At 69.5% G+C, this 19,674-nt stretch carries 7 protein-coding genes; 4 read left to right on the plus strand and 3 right to left on the minus strand.

Annotated elements, in window-relative coordinates; genetic code table 11:
- Positions 1-75: 75 nt before the first annotated feature.
- Positions 76-1,863, minus strand: coding sequence for an AMP-dependent synthetase/ligase (locus tag BPODLACK_RS21490; RefSeq protein ID WP_024498177.1), 1,788 nt, complete (start codon positions 1,861-1,863; stop codon positions 76-78).
- Positions 1,864-2,096: 233 nt separating this feature from the next.
- Between BPODLACK_RS21490 and BPODLACK_RS21495 the strand changes: the two genes are divergently transcribed.
- The 3 genes from BPODLACK_RS21495 to BPODLACK_RS21505 all read left to right on the plus strand — a co-directional run bounded on the left by BPODLACK_RS21495 (position 2,097) and on the right by BPODLACK_RS21505 (position 8,634).
- A complete protein-coding gene (locus BPODLACK_RS21495) occupies positions 2,097-3,866 on the plus strand; it encodes a DEAD/DEAH box helicase (protein WP_024498178.1) in 1,770 nt (589 codons plus the stop codon).
- A 249-nt stretch (positions 3,867-4,115) separates the two neighbouring features.
- A complete protein-coding gene (locus tag BPODLACK_RS21500) occupies positions 4,116-4,406 on the plus strand; it encodes a rhodanese-like domain-containing protein (RefSeq protein ID WP_006437908.1) in 291 nt (96 codons plus the stop codon).
- Positions 4,407-4,479: 73 nt separating this feature from the next.
- Positions 4,480-8,634, plus strand: coding sequence for an AAA domain-containing protein (locus BPODLACK_RS21505; RefSeq protein ID WP_159406213.1), 4,155 nt, complete (start codon positions 4,480-4,482; stop codon positions 8,632-8,634).
- 22 nt (positions 8,635-8,656) lie between these two features.
- Here the strand turns inward: BPODLACK_RS21505 and BPODLACK_RS21510 are convergent, their stop codons facing one another.
- Together BPODLACK_RS21510 and BPODLACK_RS21515 are read right to left on the minus strand one after the other, a co-directional pair.
- Positions 8,657-9,433, minus strand: a complete 777-nt coding sequence (locus BPODLACK_RS21510) for an SIR2 family NAD-dependent protein deacylase (protein WP_024498181.1) — start codon at positions 9,431-9,433, stop codon at positions 8,657-8,659.
- Positions 9,430-9,855 carry an HIT family protein gene (locus BPODLACK_RS21515; RefSeq protein WP_159406214.1) on the minus strand — a complete coding sequence of 142 codons (426 nt, stop codon included), beginning with the start codon at positions 9,853-9,855 and terminating at the stop codon, positions 9,430-9,432. The genes BPODLACK_RS21510 and BPODLACK_RS21515 overlap by 4 nt, the downstream gene beginning before the upstream one ends.
- 536 nt (positions 9,856-10,391) lie before the next feature.
- Between BPODLACK_RS21515 and BPODLACK_RS21520 the strand changes: the two genes are divergently transcribed.
- Positions 10,392-19,646 carry a type I polyketide synthase gene (locus tag BPODLACK_RS21520; RefSeq protein ID WP_159406215.1) on the plus strand — a complete coding sequence of 3,085 codons (9,255 nt, stop codon included), beginning with the start codon at positions 10,392-10,394 and terminating at the stop codon, positions 19,644-19,646.
- Positions 19,647-19,674 lie beyond the last annotated feature (28 nt).

Here is a 19,674-nt window from a genome sequence, read left to right on the forward strand (position 1 = left end):
AGTCATCCCGGGCCGCGGTGAGTCGTGACGGAAATCGCTGACGAGTGGACGCCTGCGTGTATCCGACGCGGGCGCCTACGTGTAGAGGTCGGCGATCGCCTGCTTGTGCGCGTCGTGGATGACGTTGCGCTTGAGCTTCAGCGTCGGCGTCAGCTCACCGGTCTCGATCGAGAAGTCGGTGTCGAGGATGGTGAACTTCTTGATCGCCTCGGCGTTGGAGACCTTGCTGTTGGCGTCCTTCACCGCGGCGTCGATCTCGGCCTTCAGGTCCGGATTCTCGATCAGCTCCGACAGCGGGGTGTCGGCGGGCAGATGGTGACGCTCCAGCCAGCCCGGCACGGCCTCCGGGTCGATGGTGATCAGTGCGGCGATGAACGGCTTGTTGTCGCCGACCACCAGGCACTGGCTGATCATCGGATGGGCGCGGATCGAGTCCTCGAGCTGAGCAGGGGAGACGTTCTTGCCGCCCGCGGTGACGATCAGCTCCTTCTTGCGGCCGGTGATGAAGAGGTAGCCGTCGTCGAGGGTGCCGATGTCACCGGTGTGGAACCAGCCGTCGCGGATCGCGTCGGCGCTCGCGGCCTCGTTGCGCCAGTAGCCGCCGAAGACGACCGGCCCCTTGAGGAGGATCTCGCCGTCGTCGGCGATGGCGACCGTCACACCGGGAACCGGGCGGCCCACCGAGCCGACCTTCTGGTGTTCCTCGTTGTTCGCGGTGACCGCGGCCGTGGTCTCCGACAGGCCGTAGCCCTCGTAGACCGGGATGCCGACGCCGCGGAAGAAGTGGCCGAGGCGGGCGCCGAGCGGTGCACCACCGGAGATCGCACCCTCACACTGGCCGCCGAGAGCTGCACGGAGCTTGCCGTAGACGAGCTTGTCGAACAAGGCGTGGCGGAGCTTCAGGCCGAGGCCGACCTTGCCGTCCTCGGTGGCCTTGCTGTACTCGATGGCGGTGTCGGTTGCCTTCTCGAAGATGGAGCCCTTGCCGCCGTCGTAGGCCTTCTGCTTGGCCGAGTTGTAGACCTTCTCGAACACGCGCGGCACCGACAGCACGTAGTGCGGCTTGAAGACCGCGAAATCGTTGACGAGATTGGCGATGTCGTTGGTGTGGCCCAGGATGACCCCGTTCTCCACGCTGGCCACTGCGATGACGCGTGCGAAGACGTGGGCGAGCGGGAGGAACAGCAGAGTGGTCTTGCCCTCCGCCAGACCGGCGCCGACGGCGTCGCGGGTGGCGGCGCACTCGGCCATGAAGTTGGCGTGGGTGAGCAGGACACCCTTCGGACGACCGGTGGTGCCCGAGGTGTAGATGAGGGTCGCGGCATCGGACGACAGCGAATTCGCGTAGCGGCGGTCGAGTTCGTCGTCGGCCGTCTTCGCGCCGCGCTTGGTGATCGTCGGCAGCGCGTGCTCGTCGATGACCAGGGTTTCCTTGAGTGTCGGCGTCTCGTCGATCACCCGGATGTGCTTGGTGTAATGGCCTTGGTCCTCGACGAAGAGGAGCTTGGCTCCGGAATCCTCGAGGATCCACTGCACCTGATCGGGGGCCGAGGTCTCGTAGATGGCGACGGTGCACGCGCCCGCGCGCCAGATGGCGTAGTCGAGAACGGTCCACTCGTACCGCGTCGACGACAGGATCGCCACGCGGTCGCCGGGCTCGATGCCCGACGCGACGAGTCCCTTGGCGACCGCGTCGACCTCGTCGGCGAAGTGCTTCGCGGTGACGTTGATCCACTGATTGTGGGAGCGCTTGCGGAAGAGAGGCATCGTGGGCCGCTCGGTCCGATAACGAAGGATCGAGTCGACGAGGTTCGCCTTCTCGTCGATCGTGAGATCAGACGGGGTGGCGTACTGCTGCTGCATGGCACTCCTGTGACGGCAACTATATCTGGACATTTCCGGCGTCAGTTCCGCGGTGACCGGGCACTACGCCGTTTGAGTGGCACTGACAGTACCAGTATCGGTGTGATGCATCACACGTGCCGCCAATAGTGCCTTACTCGCTGTTCAGCTGCGCTATGTGACGCGAACGTGGCACGATGCCGACATTCCGGGGTGGTGCGATTACAGTTGAGTCCGATGAATGAGACCCGCGCATGAGCACTTCCGAACAAGGCGAGCACAGCGCGCCGGCTGACACCTCCGCACAAGACGCCCCTGGTGGTTCGTTCGACGATCTCGGCATCGAGCCGCGAGTCCGCGCCGCGATCACCGACGTCGGCTACGAGACCCCCTCGCCGATCCAGGCGGCGACGATCCCGCCGCTGATGGACGGCCGCGACGTCGTCGGCCTGGCGCAGACCGGCACCGGAAAGACCGCCGCCTTCGCGATCCCGATCCTCTCGCGGCTCGACACGTCCGCCCGCACGCCCCAAGCACTGATCCTCGCGCCCACGCGTGAACTGGCCCTGCAGGTGTCCGAGGCCTTCGGTCGCTACTCCGCGCACATGCCCGAGGTGAAGGTCCTGCCGATCTACGGCGGACAGTCCTACGGTGTGCAGCTCGCGGGCCTGCGGCGCGGCGCGCAGGTGATCGTCGGCACGCCCGGTCGTGTCATCGACCACCTCGACAAGAAGACCCTCGACATCTCCGGACTCGAGTTCCTCGTGCTCGACGAGGCCGACGAGATGCTCACGATGGGCTTCGCCGAGGACGTCGAGCGCATCCTCGCCGAGACTCCGGACACCAAGCAGGTCGCTCTGTTCTCCGCGACCATGCCCAGCTCGATCCGCCGGCTCGCCCAGCGCTACCTGAAGTCGCCGCAGGAGATCACCGTCAAGTCCAAGACGGCGACCGCGCAGAACATCACGCAGCGCTATCTGCAGGTGTCCCACCAGCGCAAACTCGACGCGCTGACCCGATTCCTCGAGGTCGAGGAATTCGACGCGATGATCGTGTTCGTCCGCACCAAGCAGGCGACCGAGGAACTCGCGGAGAAGCTCCGTTCGCGCGGACTGTCGGCGGTCGCTATCAACGGCGACCTCGCTCAGGCGCAGCGCGAGCGGACCATAAACCAGCTCAAGAACGGCTCGATCGACATCCTCGTGGCCACCGACGTGGCAGCCCGTGGTCTCGACGTCGACCGCATCTCGCACGTCGTCAACTACGACATCCCGCACGACACCGAGTCGTATGTGCACCGCATCGGACGCACCGGCCGCGCCGGACGTTCGGGCAACGCGCTGCTCTTCGTCTCCCCGCGTGAGCGCCACCTGCTGCGCGCCATCGAACGGGCGACGCGTCAGGAACTGACCGAGATCGGCCTGCCCAGCGTCGACGACGTCAACGCGCAGCGCGTCGCGAAGTTCGGTGAGTCGATCACCCAGAACCTCTCCTCGGACAATCTGGACCTGTTCCGCGGACTCATCGAGAACTATGCCCGCGACAACGACGTGGCGATGGCCGACATCGCTGCCGCGCTGGCCCTCGAGACACGCGACGGCGGATTCCTCCTGTCGCCCGATCCGCCGGAGTCGGAGAAGCGGGCGAACCGTGAACGGGAGCGCACCCCGCGCCGGCCCGGTGCGAACTTCGCCACCTACCGCATCGCGGTCGGCCGCAAGCACAAGGTGTCCCCGGGTGCGATCGTCGGCGCGATCGCGAACGAGGGCGGCCTGACCCGCGCGGACTTCGGCAACATCAGCATCCGCGACGACTTCAGTCTCGTCGAGCTGCCCGACGACCTCGACAACGAGACCCTGTCGTCGCTCCGCCACACCAAGATCGGTAAGAACCCGATCGACATCCGGAAGGACCTCGGCTCCCCGCGCACCCGCGGCGGCAAGCGCGGCGGACCGCAGGGTGGGCGTGACAACTGGGGCAAGCGGCCGTCGCCGCGGGTCGCGGGTCGCGGTCGCCGGTCCTGATACCGCGCTGAGCTGAGCGGGGGTATTCGCTCAGCGTGCCGCAATGACAGTGACGGAACTTGTCAAACCGAGATCATTCCGTAACCTTGAAGCGGGGGTCTTCAAGGTGTCCATCCCGATCGGCGGATACGCCGGTGGATGTGACAGACGATTACGAGTGAGCACAGGATTGGTGAGTCACCAGTGTCAGTGGTGAGTGCAATTTCAGCAGCCGAAGCAATTGACCACAGCCGCGCAGGGAACGCGGTCATGGTGGATGCCCGCCCGCAGGTGGTGCGCCACCAGGGCAGTCTTCCCGGTGCCTTCGTGGTCGAACCCAGCGAGCTTCCCGACCTCCTGAGTCCCACCCCGACCGGAACCTTCCCGGTCATCCGGGACGCCGGTGAGGCGCGACGCAAAAAGATCGCGCGCGACACGGAGATCGCCGTGGTGTCGGTGAGTTCGGAGGCTCCGCGGATCGCCGAGCAGATCGCCGACCTGGGGTACACCAACGTCCGCTACGTCGACGGCGGGTACCGCGCGCTCCGCTCGACCACCTGAGAGGTTCCACCACCGTTCCTCTGACCAGCGGCTTGGTAGCGTAGGAACGCCGGCTACGAGAGGAACCCATCGGATGCAGGATGACACTCGCGAGACGCTGCGAGACCAGGTCACCCGGCTGATGGCGTTCCTGCGGGACGTCGTCCGCTCGCGCTCCGGGGATGTCCGGGACATCGACGACCACGCCGGCCACGTCTGGGTCGGCGCCTCGACGCCGGTCCCGGTACGGCCCGCGGCCGCACCGGGTCAGGTCGTCGTCGAGATCGGTTCCGCCGACGCGGTCCACGCCGATGTCGCACGCCTCGTCGACGAACTGTCCGCGAGTCCCGAGACGCTCGAACTCGTCCTGGCCAACGCTCTGGTCACGGTCCACGACGATGCCGACGCCGAACCCCTGGTCCGCGAGCATCTGCTCACCCAGGCCGTGGTCGCCGACCGCGACGGGTCCGGCGCCATCCGGCTGTCACTCGGCGCGGGATCCGCGCCGACGATGCACGACACCCACCTCCTCGCCGCGGTCGACGGACTGGAACTCGCGGGAGCGGTGAAGACCCGGACCAGACTCGCCGAGCAGCCGTCGGTGGTCGCGAAGAAGGTCACCGACCTCGTGGGTGAGTGGCTGGGCGAGATCGAGATCGACGCGGACCGCGCCACCCTCGCGCTCGACATGCGGCCGGCGATCGTCCTGCGGCGCCGCGGCGTCGAGAACTCGCTCGCCTTCTACGACGCGATCATCGACGACCTGCGCGACGAGGACTCGAGCGTGCCCGTCGGTCTGGCCCAGCTCGTCAGGCCGATCGACGCCGAGGACCGGCTCGCCGCCCTGGACGACCCCGATGTGCTCTTGCCCCAACGTCTCATCGCCGACGCGCTCTTCCCGCTGCCGTCGAACGTCGAGCAGCGGGACGTGCTGGTCCGGCTGGGCAACGACAGCGGCGTGGTGGTCGAGGGACCGCCCGGGACGGGCAAGACGCACACCATCGCCAACGTGACGTCGGCGCTGCTGGCGAAGGGTCAGCGCGTGCTGGTCGTCAGTGAGAAGGCGCACGTGCTCCACGTACTGCGGGACATGCTCCCACCCGCGCTGCGGGAACTCACGGTGTCGATCGCCGACATCTCCCAGGACCGTGCCGAGACCATCGTGTCGGTGGTCGAGAACCTCGCCGCACGCAAGTCGGCGTTCTCGATGTCCGTCGCCGACGCCGAGATCGCCGACCTCGAGGCCCGCCGCGACCACGCCCTGCACCAGCGCGACCAGATCATGCGTGCGCTCTGGGATCTCCGGGCGGGTGAGACCGAGGTCCACGAGTGGGTGGCGGGGGACTACCGCGGCACCCCGGCGGAGATCGTCCGCCAGGTCAAGCGCGACGCCGAGCGCTATGACTGGATGCCACCGGGACTCGACGGTGCGGTCCCGCCGCTCGACTCCGCGGAGTTCTCCCGGCTCGTCGAACTGCTGAAGGTGACCGGCGGCGACACCGGGCGGCTGACCCAGCGGTTCCCCGACCTCGCCGGCCGTCTGCCGGAGCCCACCGAGATGGACACCATCTGCGCGCGGATCGCCGCCCGCCCGCACGAGCCCCATCACGGCGCAGAATCGTTGCTCCCGTCTCTCGACGGCGTCGACAGCGAACGACTGCTCTCCATCAAGCAGCTCTGCGAGGAGCTGGGTGTGGCCGCCGGTGAGGTGTCGTCGTTCCCCGCCCCGATGGTCGACATGGCCGACCGTCTGCTGGCGGGCCGCGCAGCCCACCTGTGGTCGCGGGTGACGACCCTGTCCCCGGTGATCGCCGAAGCCGCTCGGCGCGACCGCGAGCTGGGCGCTCACACGGTCCTCGTCGACGGAGACCGACCGGGCGATGCGGCGTTGTTCGACGCGGCGGCCGACCATCTGGCGGACGGCGGCCAGTGGCGGGGCCGGCTACGTCGATCTCCGCAGCAGCGAGCGGTCGAGGAATCGCCGGTGCGGGCGACGGTCGACGGTCGTGTCCCGACCGACGAGGCATCGTTGCGGCGGGTCGCCGACCACCTGACGGTCGTCGACGCCGTCCATCAGGTCCATCGCATCCTGGCCGATCTCCATGTACCCGTCGACGCCTCCGGGTCCCGGTCCGCGCAGGTCGATCAGCTCGTCCGGCTCGACTCCCAGCTGGCGTGGATCTCACGGCTGGTCACCGGCCGTGACCGCCTCGTCCACGAACTCGAGGCCATCAGCCCCGGCGGCCCGCGACCCCGCAGCGTCGCCGAGATCGCCGAGGTGGCCAAGCAGGCCGGGTCGATCGCGGCCGCCAACGACGCCGCCCTGGCCGAACGTGAGCTCGCCGACTGCGCCTACGGGCTCGCCGCCGAGCTGGAGAAAGGTCCCTCGCCCGAGGGGGACGCGCTGCTCGCCGCGCTCGGTAGCGCCGATGCCGACGCGATCCGTTCGGCGCGCAGGGCATTCCTCCGGGCCCAGGAGCAGGCGAACGCCGAGACCGCCCTCGATCTGCTCGAACTGCGTCTGAAGAGTCGCGCCCCGGAACTGGCCCGGACGATGTGGGCGACGCCCTCCGATCCGGTCTGGTCGGATCGTGCGCGGGAGATGGCCGCCGCCTGGGCGTGGAGGTACGCCCACACCTGGGTGTCCGAGCGCAGCGATCCGCATTCCGAAGCCCGGATACAGGCCGACCTGGATGCCATCGAGGTCGACATCGCCCAGTTGACCACCCGGCTCGCCTCGGCACGTGCCTGGCGGGAGTTGCTGGTGCGCACCACGACCGGCGAGATCCAGGCGCTGCAGTCCTACCGCGACCACATGATCAACCTCGGCAAGGGATCGGGTAAGCACGCGAACCGCTTCCGGCGTGCGGCGCGCGAGGCGATGTCGGTGGCGCAGAACGCGATCCCGGCCTGGATCATGTCGATCAGCCAGGTGGCGGAGACGCTTCCGCCGCGGCGGCACTCCTTCGACGTCGTCATCGTCGACGAGGCGTCGCAGGCCGACATCACGAGTTCCTTCCTGCTGTGGCTCGCGCCTCGGATCATCGTCGTCGGCGACGACAAGCAGTGTGCGCCGGTGGGACTCGCGGGCACCACGCTCGACGACGCCTTCGCCGAACTCGATGCGGCGCTCCCGGATCTGCCGACCTACCTTCGTGACGGGCTCACCCCGCGGTCGAGTCTGTTCTCGTTGCTCCGCAGTCGGTTCGGCAACGTGGTCGGGCTGCGCGAGCATTTCCGGTCGATGCCGGAGATCATCGAGTTCTCGTCGCAGCAGTTCTACGGCAACGCGCCGTTGATCCCGGTGCGGCAGTACGGTTCGGACCGGCTCGAGCCGTTGCGGACGGTCGCCGTCGACGGTCAGGCCACCGGAAGCGGATCCGGACTGGTCAACGACGCCGAGGTGGAGGCGATCGTCGAGGCCCTCCGGCGGTGTCTGGGCGATCCTGCCTACGACGGCCGGGATTTCGGCGTGATCGCACTGCAGGGCACCAAGCAGGCCGAGGCGCTCGAGCGGGCCCTGCGTGAGGGACTCGACGCGCAGGCGTGGCGCACCCGGCGCATCCGGGTGGGCACCCCGCCGGACTTCCAGGGCGACGAGCGCCACGTCGTCTTCCTGTCGATGGTGGTCTCCGACCCATCGGCGATCTCGGCACTGACCCGCGCCGAGTCGCAGCGACGGATCAACGTCGCGGCCACCCGGGCCATGGACCAGGTCTGGCTGTTCCACTCGATCGGCCTGGACGACTTGCGGCACAACGATCTCCGGTACTCGTTGCTGTCGTACTTCACCGCCCACGAGGGTCTCGCGATCAGCCCGATGCCGACCGACGTGCCCGACGACCGTCGTGTCGAACCCTTCGACAACCTGCTCGAACAGCGGGTGTTCAACCGCCTCGCGGCACTCGGCTATCACGTCACCCCGAAGGTGACCGTCAACAACCGCATCATCGACCTGGTGGTACTCGGCGCCGACGCGCGGATGGCCGTCGAATGCGATCCCGACGCGTTCCCGGGGACCGGGCGTCAGGCCCGTTCGGATCTGGAGCGCGAGCGTGAGTTGCGGCGCTGCGGATGGGAATTCGCGCGGGTCCGCGAGTCGGAGTTCGAACTCGATCCGGACCGGGTGATCGACGCGGTGGCCGCGGCCCTCGAGGCGCGCGGCTGCAAGCCCGGTTCGCTCACCGAGCGGCCGGCCGCGGAGGACGTGCCGACGTGGACCCCGATCGACCTGACCGTGGGTGATTGAACGCGGGAAGTGACGCGGGTCGTCAGTCCAGCGCGCGGAGCAGGGCCGGCAGCCCCGCGGCGGCCGGGACCCGCAGACTGTGGGTGACCAACTCGGACACCGACGATTCGGCGGGATTGAACTCGATGACCGGGATGCCTTCGCGTACAGCACGTTCGGGTAGTGACGCGGCCGGATAGACGATGCCGCTCGTGCCGACGACGATCACCACCTCACCCGCGCGGAACGCCTGATCGGCGCGCTGCCAGTCGTCGGTCGGCAGTGCCTCGCCGAACCAGACGACACCGGGGCGGACGTCGCCGCCGCAGCGCGGACAGGTCGGCGGCGTCACCCGGGGTTGCACGTGTTCGGTGTCGGGATCGGTCGGTGAGGGCCGTGCGTCCGGGCCGTCGTAGGGGGTGTGACACACCGAGCAGCGCGGCGCGAAGAGGCTTCCGTGGAGGTGGCTGACCACGTCGCTTCCGGCGCGCTCGTGCAGGTCGTCGACGTTCTGGGTGACGACCATGACGGTGCGGGAGGCGCCGAGTTCGGCGAGTGCGCGGTGTCCGGCGTTCGGTTCGGCGGCAAGGACCTCGCGGGCGCGCCAGCGGTACCAGCCCCAGACGAGGGCGGGGTCTCGTTCCCACGCCTCCGGGGTGGCGAGTTCGGCCGGATCGAAGGTCTCCCACAGTCCGGTCTGCGCGTCGCGGAAGGTCGCGATCCCGCTCTCGGCGGACATGCCGGCCCCGCTGAAGACGGTGATCCACTCGGCGTCCCGGACGAGATCGATCACCGCCTCGGGGATGATCAGGCCGGTCATCCCGTGGCCTCGAGGGATGCGCGGACGAGGTCGGCGGTCTCGTCGGGGTTCGGGTCGCGGCGCACGACGAGCCCTTTGGCGAAGCTGAGCTTGTCGCCGTCGCGGCGGGGCACGACGTGCAGATGGGTGTGGAAGACGGTCTGGAAGGCGGCCCGGCCGTCGTTGAGGGCCAGGTTGACCCCGTCCGCGGCCATCGGTCCGGACCTCATGGCCGACCCGACCCGCTGGCCGGCGGCGAAGAGGGCCGCCCCGAGGGACGGGTCGAGGTCGTCGAGGCCGGACGAGTGGACGCGGGGGACCAGCAGGGTGTGCCCGCGTGTGATCGGCCGGATGTCGAGGAAACCGACGACATCGTCGTCGGAGTAGACGATCCGGCCCGGAGCCGTGCCCGCGACGATGGCGCAGAAGATGCAACTGCTCATGCGCCCGACTCTAGGGCACGGGCGATGTGTGCCGGGGCACCTCGCGACGGACGCAGACTCACCGACGGAACGCCGGCGTGGCCCGGATCACATCACGGTTTCATAACGGTTGACCGAGCGCGCGCTCGGCCGTCGACCCGCCGCCGGGTACGTTGCCTGGCCTGGCGGTTTCGCAACCCTTCGGATGGTCGTTGACATGGTGTTTCAAGTTACCCACGGGGTTACTGATGGGTATACCGGTAGGTCACCCGGAAACATGAGGAATCCCTCACTTTCGTGTGTCATCATGGGTGTCACGTTCACGTCCCAGACGACTCCTCAACGAGCCGGGGATTGTCAATGTCCATGTGTGGCAGGCGTGTTCATCCGTTGTACCCGTTAGTTCCGATCAGGCAGGGCTGCCGAGGTCGTTGTCGCCTGCGATGCCCCCGGTGTCGTGGACGACCCCGTTCTCATCGACGAGGAATTCGCCGGCGCTCCCGCCTGCACCCAACACTCCGCCGACCACCGAGACCGACCACCACAGAGGAGTACTCGTGACCGTCGACCAGTTCCGTACCGGCTCGCAGGGCGCCGCCAACGCCGAGCGCCCCACCACCACCCTCATCGACCGGCTCGCCCAGGGTGAGCCCTACGCGATCAGTTTCGGCGGTCAGGGCGGCGCGTGGCTGCCGACGCTGGCCGAGCTGGTCGTAGACGCCGACCTCGAACACCGGATCGCCGCCATCGTGGAGGCCGCGGAACAGCTCGTCGCGCCGGTCGCCGACGACCTCGTCGTCGCCCGCGCCGAGGGCTTCCACCCGCTCGCGTGGGTTCACGCACACGACGCAGGCGAAGAGGTGCCGACCGAGGCCGCACTCGCCGACTTCACGCTCTCGGGTCCGGGAGTGCTGCTGACCCAGCTCGCCGCCATCGAGGCGCTGCGCAAGCAGGGGCTCGACACCGCCACCCTCCCGCCCAACGCCGTCATCGGACATTCGCAAGGCTCCCTGGCCACCGACGCGGTCGGAGCCGAGGGAAGCGCCGCGGAGGCCGGCCAGGGCCTGCTGCTCGCCGTCGCCCACCTCATCGGCGCCGCAGGTTCACTGATCGCGCGCCGCCGCGGACTCGGTGTCACCACCGACGGCGCGCCGATGCTCGCGGTCAACAACGTCACCCCGGCGCGCGTCGACGAGATCCTCGACCAGTACCGCGCCGGTCTGGCCGAGAGCGACCTGGCCACGGCGCCCGTGGTGTCGATCAAGAACAGCCGTAACGCACTCGTGCTCTCCGGCGCCCCCCGTCACCTCGCCGGCTTCGTCGCCCTCTGCGAGCGCATCGCCGCCGCCGAGGCAGACGAGCGCAAGCGCAAGTTGACCGGCGGCGCGCCGTTCGCCCCGAAGTTCGACCACCTGCAGGTGTCGGTCGCCTTCCATCACCCCAACATGGCCGAGGCCGTCGAACTCGTCGGTGAGTGGGCCGACCGCTGCGGCATCGACCGCGAGCTCGCCACCCGCCACGCCCACGACATCCTCGTCGCGCACGTCGACTGGGTCTCCTCCGTCGACGAGGTCGTAGCCGGCGGCGCCAAGTGGATCCTCGACTTCGGTCCCGCCGACATCGCGACCCGTCTCACCTCCTCGCTCGTCCGCGGTCAGGGCGTCGGCCTCGTCCCCGCGGCGCTGCGCGTCGGGCAGCGCAACCTCTTCAGCCCGGGCGGCGTTCCCGAGGTCGCCGCCCCGTGGTCGCAGTTCACCCCCACCCTCGTCGAGCTGCCCGACGGTCGCACCGTCGTCGAGACCGCGTTCACGCGTCTCACCGGTCGTTCGCCGATGCTGCTCGCGGGCATGACCCCGACCACCGTCGACCCGGCGATCGTCGCCGCCGCCGCCAACGCCGGCCACTGGGCCGAGCTCGCCGGCGGTGGGCAGGTCACCGAGGACATCTTCGCCCGCAACATCGCCACCCTCACCGATCTGCTCGAGCCGGGCCGGGAGGCACAGTTCAACGCGCTGTTCCTCGACCCCTACCTGTGGAAGCTGCAGCTCGGCGGCAAGCGACTGGTGCAGAAGGCCCGCGCCCAGGGCGCACCGCTCGACGGCGTCATCGTCTCGGCCGGCATCCCCGAGCTCGAGGATGCGGTCGCCCTGGTCGATGAGTTCGTCGAGGCCGGACTCCGCTTCGTCGCCTTCAAGCCGGGCACCGTGGAGCAGATCCGCTCGGTCGTCCGGATCGCCGCGGAGGTCCCGCACCACCCGATCATCGTCCAGATCGAGGGCGGCCGCGCCGGTGGCCACCACTCGTGGGAGGACCTCGACGACCTGCTGCTGGCCACCTACGGCGAACTCCGTGCCCGGCCCAACGTCGTCATCTGCGTCGGCGGTGGCATCGGCACCCCGGAGCGGGCCAGCGAATACCTGACCGGCGTCTGGTCGACCGGTTACGGCTACCCGCTGATGCCGCTCGACGGCATCCTCGTCGGCACCGCGGCGATGGCCACCAAGGAGGCCACCACCACGCCCGAGGTCAAGCAGCTGCTGGTCGAGACCGCCGGTATCGACGAGTGGATCGGAGCGGGCCACGCCACCGCCGGAATGGCTTCCGGCCGTTCGCAGCTCGGCGCCGACATCCACGAGGTCGACAACACCGCCTCGCGTTGTGGCCGTCTGCTCGACGAGGTCGCCGGTGACGCCGAGGCCGTCGCCGCCCGCCGCGACGAGATCATCGCGGCGATGGCGGACACCGCCAAGCCGTACTTCGGCGACGTCGCCACGATGACCTACCGCGAATGGCTCGACCGCTACGCCACCCTCGCGGTCGGCGATGCACACGGCGATCAGCATCCGTGGGCCGACATCACCTGGCAGCAGCGTTTCGTCGAGATGCTGCAGCGCACCGAGGCCCGCATGCACCCGCAGGACTCGGGCCCGATCCCGACGATGTTCGCCGACCTGTCCGCCACCGACGATCCGCACGCCACGATCGACGCGCTGGGCAGCGTCTACCGCGAGATCGACACCGACATCCTGCATCCCGCCGACGTCGCGTTCTTCCTCGAGCTCTGCCGCACCCCGGGCAAGCCGGTCAACTTCGTGCCGGTCATCGACAAGGACGTGCGCCGCTGGTGGCGTAGCGACTCACTGTGGCAGGCCCACGACGCGCGCTACGGCGCCGATGCCGTCTGCGTCATCCCGGGCCCGGTCGCCGTCGCCGGCATCACCCGCGTCGACGAGCCGGTCGGCGAACTGCTGGACCGCTTCGAGGCCCGGGTCGTCACCGATCTGCTGACCGCAGGGGTGCGTTCGGCGCAGGTCGCCTCCCGACATCGCGCGGGACTGGTCCCCGACGCCGGTGTCCTGACCGCGGTCCTGGAGTCCGATGACGTGAGCTGGGCGGGGCGGATCGTCCCGAGCCCGGTCGCGCTCCTCGGTGATCGCGCCGCCTGGTCGGTGGTCGCCCCCGAACGTGCCGAGCACGAGCCCACCGGGGCGGTGATCGAGCAGGTCGGTTCGGAGCACGGCGTGACCCGCTTCGATCTCGTGGTCCCGATCTCCGGTGCGGCCGTGCGTATCCCGCTGCTCGCCGGCCTCGGTGTGCGGGACGGCGGCTCGCCCGTCGTCGGACTCGACGACGCCGCCGGCGCGATGACCGAGATCCTCACCGTCGCCGCGGGCGGCGACCTCGCCGAGGTGACCGACGGCACCGCGACCACCTCCATCACCTGGCAGCCGGACTCGGTGGCCGACCACGCGTCGGTGACCGGCTTCTCCCTGCCCGCGAACCTGCGCCCGACCACGCCGACGGAACCCTTCGGCTTCGCCGTCCCCGACACCCTGGTCGGCGCCTGCTGGCCGAGCGTGTTCAGTGTCATCGGTGCGGCCCGCACGGAGACCGGCGCACCGGTCGTCGAGGGCCTGCTCGACCTGGTCCACCTCGACCATGCGATCGCCCTCACCGGTGAGATCCCCACGGAGACCACCGAACTGACGATCACCGCGCGGACCGGAGCGGTGCGCGACTCCGAGGTGGGGCGTGTCGTCGAGGTCTCGGTCGAGATCGCCGGACCGGCCGGACCGATCGCCACCCTCGAGGAGCGGTTCGCCATCCGCGGACGCCTCGGTGCGGCCGAGCTCACCGACCCCCTCCGGGCGGGCGGTGCACCGACGGCCGAGCAGTCGGCCACCCGCAAACTGCTCCGCTCGGCCACCATCACCGCGCCGAACCGGATGCACGGTTTCGCCGTCGTCTCCGGTGACCGCAACCCGATCCACACCGACGCCTCGGCCGCCAAGCTGGCCGGACTCGGTGAGCCGATCGTGCACGGCATGTGGCTGTCGGCCGCCGCTCAGCAGGTCGTCACCGCCACCGACTCGAAGAACCCGACACCGTCGGCGCGTCCGCTGATCGGCTGGACGGCACGTTATCTGGGCATGGTGCGCCTCGGCGACACCATCACCGTGCGCGTCGACCGCGTCGGTCTCGACACCGGCCGCGAGGTCGTCGAGGTCAGCGCCAAGGTCGGGGACAACCTGGTCATGAGCGCCACCGGCCTGCTGGCCGCCCCGCGGACCGTCTACGCGTTCCCGGGCCAGGGCATCCAGAGCAAGGGCATGGGCCTCGACGCACGGTCGCGCTCGAAGGCCGCCCGCAAGATCTGGGACCGCGCCGACAAGCACACCCGCCAGGCACTCGGCTTCTCGATCCTGGCCGTCGTGCGGGACAACCCGACGACCCTCGTCGCCAACGGCACCACCTACAACCATCCCGACGGCGTGCTGTACCTGACGCAGTTCACCCAGGTCGCCATGGCGACCCTCGGTGTCGCGCAGATCGCCGAGCTCAAGGAAGCCGGCGGGTTCGTCGAGGGCGCCATCACCTGTGGTCACTCGGTCGGTGAGTACAACGCACTCGCGGCCTGTGCCGGAGTCCTGCCGCTCGAGGCCGTCCTCGAGGTCGTGTTCCAGCGCGGCGAGGCCATGCACCATCTCGTTCCCCGAGATGAGCAGGGCCGCAGCGACTACCGCATGGCCGCGATCCGGCCGAGCCAGTTCGGACTCGCCGATGCCGACGTGACCGGCTTCGTGGCCGGCCTCGGCGAGGAGATCGGGGAGTTCCTCGAGGTCGTCAACCTCAACCTGCTCGGTTCGCAGTACGCGATCGCCGGAACGGTCCGCGGCCTGGAACACCTCGAGGCCGAGATCGACCGTCGCCGTGCTGAGTTCGGCGGCAAGCGGGCCTTCATCGTCATCCCGGGTATCGACGTCCCGTTCCACTCCAGCGTGCTGCGCGCGGGTGTGCCGGAGTTCCGCGGCAAGCTCGAGGAACTGCTGCCCACCGACATCGACATCGACATCCTGATCGGTCGCTACATCCCGAACCTGGTGCCGCGCCTGTTCAACCTCGGACGCGATTTCGTCGAGGAGATCGCGGCACTCGTGCCGTCCGATCCGCTGAACGCCGTTCTCGCCGACTGGGACTCCTGGACCGCGAAGCCCGCCGAGCTGGCCCGTGTCCTCCTGATCGAGCTGCTCGCCTGGCAGTTCGCGAGCCCGGTGCGCTGGATCGAGACCCAGGACCTACTGTTCAGCGGTCCGGAGCGCAACGGTCTCGGCGTGCAGCGCTTCGTCGAGATCGGTTTGAAGGGTGCCCCCACCCTGACCGGTCTGGCGAACAACACCCTCAAGCTCGACGACTACGCCTCGGCCACCACCGAGGTCGTGAACGTCGAACGCGACTCCGACGTGATCCTGGCCAAGGACGCCGGCCACGAGCCGGACGAGGACGAGATCGAGGCCCCCGCAGCGTCGGCCGACGCTCTGGCGGAGGCGGCGCCCGCCGCGGCGGCACCGGCTCCGGCGGCAGCTCCGGCCGCCCCCGCCGGCGGCCCGCGTCCCGACGACATCGCCTTCACCCCATCGGATGCGGTGAAGTCCGTGATCGCGCTGTGGACCAAGATGCGCGTCGACCAGATCGGTGCGGCCGACACCATCGAGGCGCTGTGTGACGGTGTGTCCTCGCGTCGCAACCAGCTCCTGCTCGACATCGGCGGCGAGCTCGGACTCGGCGCCATCGACGGTGCGGCCGAGGCCGACATGGTCGCACTGGCATCGACCGTGGAGACCCTGGCGCGCGGCTACCGGCCGCTGGGTCCGGTCCTGACCGACGCCGTCAGCGACCAGATCCGCAAGGTCCTCGGCCCAGTGGGCAAGCGCCAGAACTACATCACCGACCGGGTCGCCAACGTGTGGCAGCTCGGACCCGGCTGGGGCCTGCACGCGACCGTGGCGCTCGCCCTCGGTACCCGGGACGGTGCCTCGGTCCGCGGCGAGGCACTGGGCAACCTGCTCGACGGCCCGGTCGCCAACGCGGATGCGCTCGACACGCTGATCGACAAGGCGGTCACCGCCGTGGGTGCCGAAAAGGGCATCGCGGTGAGCAAGCCCGCCGGCGAATCCGGCGGCGGCGCAACGGTCGACGCGGCCGCTCTCGGTGAGTTCACCGAGCAGATCACCGGTCGCTCGGGAGCGCTGGCCTCGGCGGCCTACACGGTGTTGGAGAAGCTGGGACTCGCCGAGGTCGCCGACCTCGCCGAGGCCGCGGCCGACCCCAACGCCGAGCTCGCCGAACTCGTCAGTGCCGAACTCGGATCGGACTGGGCGCGCACCGTCGCACCGGCGTTCGACGACGCCAAGATCGTCCTGATCGACGACCGGTGGGCAACCGCCCGTGAGGATCTCGTCCGTCTCTGGCTGACCGACGAGCACGAGCTCGACGCCGACTTCGAGAAGGTCGTCGGCGGGTTCGTCGGAGCCGGGGACACCGTCGCCGAACACGCCACCTGGTGGCAGGGCAAGGCCCTCGCGAGCGGAAACGCCGTGCACGGCCGCGTCTTCGGGGCGATCGCGCACGCTGCCGAGAACCCGGAGAAGGGCATCTACAGCCGCGAGATCGCCGTCGTCACCGGCGCCAGCAAGGGGTCGATCGCCGCGGGTGTGGTGGCGGGCCTCCTCGCCGGTGGCGCGACCGTCATCGCGACGACCTCGCGACTGACCTCCGAACGTCTGGCCTTCTACAAGAAGCTCTACCGCGAGAACGCCCGCACCGGTGCCGCGCTGTGGATCGCCCCGGCGAACATGGCGTCGTACAACGACGTCGACGACCTGGTCGAGTGGGTCGCGACGGAACAGACCGAGAACCTCGGCGGCACGACCGCGGTGGTGAAGCCGGCCATGAAGCCGACGATGCTGTTCCCGTTCGCCGCCCCGCGGGTGGCCGGAGATCTCACCGACGCCGGTGCTCGCGCCGAGCTCGAGATGAAGGTCCTGCTCTGGTCGGTCGAGCGGCTCATCGCCGGTCTGGCGGAGGTCCACTCCGACCACGACATCGCGGCCCGCCTCCACGTGGTCCTGCCCGGTTCCCCGAACCGCGGCATGTTCGGTGGCGACGGCGCCTACGGCGAGAGCAAGGCCGCCCTCGACGCGCTCGTGACGCGCTGGTCGGCGGAGGAGTCGTGGGGGTCGAAGACCACCCTGGCCCACGCTCTCATCGGCTGGGTGCGCGGCACCGGGCTGATGGGCCACAACGACGGCATGGTCGACGCGGTCGAAGCCGCCGGTGTCCGCACCTGGAGCACCGAGGAGATGGCCGCCAACCTGCTGACGCTGTGCACGCCCGAGCAGCGTGCGTCCGCGGTCGACGCGCCCGTCCTGGCCGACTTCACCGGCGGGCTCGACGCCTCGACCGACCTCAAGGCGCTCGCGGCCACTGCTGCAGCCGCTGCCGAGGCCGCCGAGGACGCCGACGAGGCACCGGCGTCGACCACCGTCGCCGCGCTCCCGGCACCTGCCCGCGCACCGCGCGGCATGCGTCCGGAATGGCCGTCGATCGACGCGCGTCCCGAGGACCTGGTGGTCATCGTGGGTGCCGGCGAGCTCGGACCGTACGGTTCGGCACGGACCCGCTTCGAGATGGAGGTCGACGAGAAGCTCTCGGCGGCAGGTGTTCTCGAGCTGGCCTGGAACACCGGTCTGATCCACTGGGATTCGGCTCCGAAGCCGGGCTGGTACGACACCGAGTCCGGTGATCCGGTGCCGGAGAGCGAGATCGCCGAGCGCTACCACGACGAGGTCGTCTCGCGGTGCGGCATCCGCCGCTACGCCGACGACGGCGCGATGGTCGACAACACCTCGCCGCTGCTCACCTCGGTGTTCCTCGACGAGGACCTGACCTTCACCGTCAACTCGGAGGCCGAGGCCCGTGCGTTCGCCAGTGCCGACCCCGAGAAGACCCGGGTGACGCAGAACCCCGACGGCGACTGGCAGGTCACCCGCCTGGCCGGCACGGAGATCCGTGTGCCGCGCAAGTTCTCGCTGACCCGCACCGTCGGCGGTCAGATCCCGACCGGTTTCGACCCGACCCGCTGGGGCGTCAGCCCCGACATGGTCGAGGCAATCGACCGGGTCGCGTTGTGGAACCTGGTCGCCACCGTCGACGCGTTCCTGTCGTCCGGCTTCACACCGAGTGAACTGATGCGGTGGGTGCACCCCGGCCTCGTGGCCAACACCCAGGGCACCGGTATGGGCGGCATGGCGTCGATGCGAGACCTGTACGTCAACACCCTGCTCGGTGAGGCGAACGCCAACGACATCCTGCAGGAGGCGCTGCCGAACATCGTTGCGGCACACGTCGTCCAGTCCTACGTGGGCAGCTACGGCGCGATGATCCACCCGGTCGCGGCGTGCGCCACGGCGGCGGTGTCGGTCGAGGAGGGCGTCGACAAGATCCGTCTCGGCAAGGCGCTCTTCGCGGTGGCCGGCGGATTCGACGATCTCGGCATCGAGGGCATCGTCGGCTTCGGCGCGATGTCGGCGACCGCCGATTCGGCGAAGATGACCGCACGCGGCATCGACGACCGCCGGTTCTCGCGAGCCAACGACCGTCGACGGGGCGGGTTCGTCGAGTCGGCCGGTGGTGGCACGATCCTGCTCGCCCGCGGCGATGTCGCGGCGCAGATGGGTCTGCCGGTCCTCGGCGTGGTGGCGTGGGCGCAGAGCTTCGGCGACGGCGTGCACACCTCGATCCCGGCTCCGGGACTCGGTGCGCTGGGCGCCGCCCGCGGCGCACTGTCCTCGCCGCTGGCCAACGCCCTGAGCGTGCTCGGGGTCGGCGCCGATGACGTCGCGCTGGTCTCCAAGCACGACACGTCGACGAAGGCCAACGATCCCAACGAGTCCGAGCTGCACGAACGGCTCGCCGAGGCGATCGGACGCGGTACGGGCGCCCCGCTGTTCGTGGTGTCGCAGAAGTCGCTCACCGGTCACGCCAAGGGTGGCGCCGCCGCCTTCCAGCTGATCGGTCTGTGCCAGATGCTCCGTGACGGCATCATCCCGCCGAACCGCAGCCTGGACTGCGTCGACGAGAAGATGAAGGAGTACCCGCACCTGGTCTGGCCGCGCGAGACCCTGCAGCTGGGCGAGCGGTTCCCGCTCAAGGCCGGTCTCTTGACCAGCCTCGGCTTCGGGCACGTGTCCGGGCTCATCGCGGTCGTCCATCCGGAGGCGTTCATCGCCTCCCTGGCACCCGAGGAGCGGGAGACCTACCGGCAGCGCGCCGACGAGCGTGCACGTCTGGGCAGCCAGCGCTTCCTGCAGTCGATCTGCGGGGGCGAGCCTGCCTACCAGCGTCCGCCGAACCGCCGCTTCGACGAGTCGGTCGACGAGCACGACGCCGAGGCGGGCATGCTGCTCGATCCGTCGGTGCGTCTCGACGAGGCGGATGTGTACGGTTCCGGTCGGGTGCCGGAAAACCGTTGACCGCAGCGGATTCGGGAAGTGAGGCGAA

The organism is Gordonia sp. YY1 (genome assembly GCF_009872315.1).
In the GTDB taxonomy this organism is placed as follows: domain Bacteria; phylum Actinomycetota; class Actinomycetes; order Mycobacteriales; family Mycobacteriaceae; genus Gordonia; species Gordonia amicalis.

Bases quoted from the DNA above. Each gene is read 5' to 3' on its own strand.
- BPODLACK_RS21495 (WP_024498178.1), top strand. From the start codon at position 2,097: ATGAGCACTTCCGAACAAGGCGAGCACAGCGCGCCGGCTGACACCTCC.
- BPODLACK_RS21510 (WP_024498181.1), bottom strand. From the start codon at position 9,433: ATGACCGGCCTGATCATCCCCGAGGCGGTGATCGATCTCGTCCGGGAC.
- BPODLACK_RS21505 (WP_159406213.1), top strand. From the start codon at position 4,480: ATGCAGGATGACACTCGCGAGACGCTGCGAGACCAGGTCACCCGGCTG.
- BPODLACK_RS21500 (WP_006437908.1), top strand. From the start codon at position 4,116: ATGGTGGATGCCCGCCCGCAGGTGGTGCGCCACCAGGGCAGTCTTCCC.
- BPODLACK_RS21515 (WP_159406214.1), bottom strand. From the start codon at position 9,855: ATGAGCAGTTGCATCTTCTGCGCCATCGTCGCGGGCACGGCTCCGGGC.
- BPODLACK_RS21490 (WP_024498177.1), bottom strand. From the start codon at position 1,863: ATGCAGCAGCAGTACGCCACCCCGTCTGATCTCACGATCGACGAGAAG.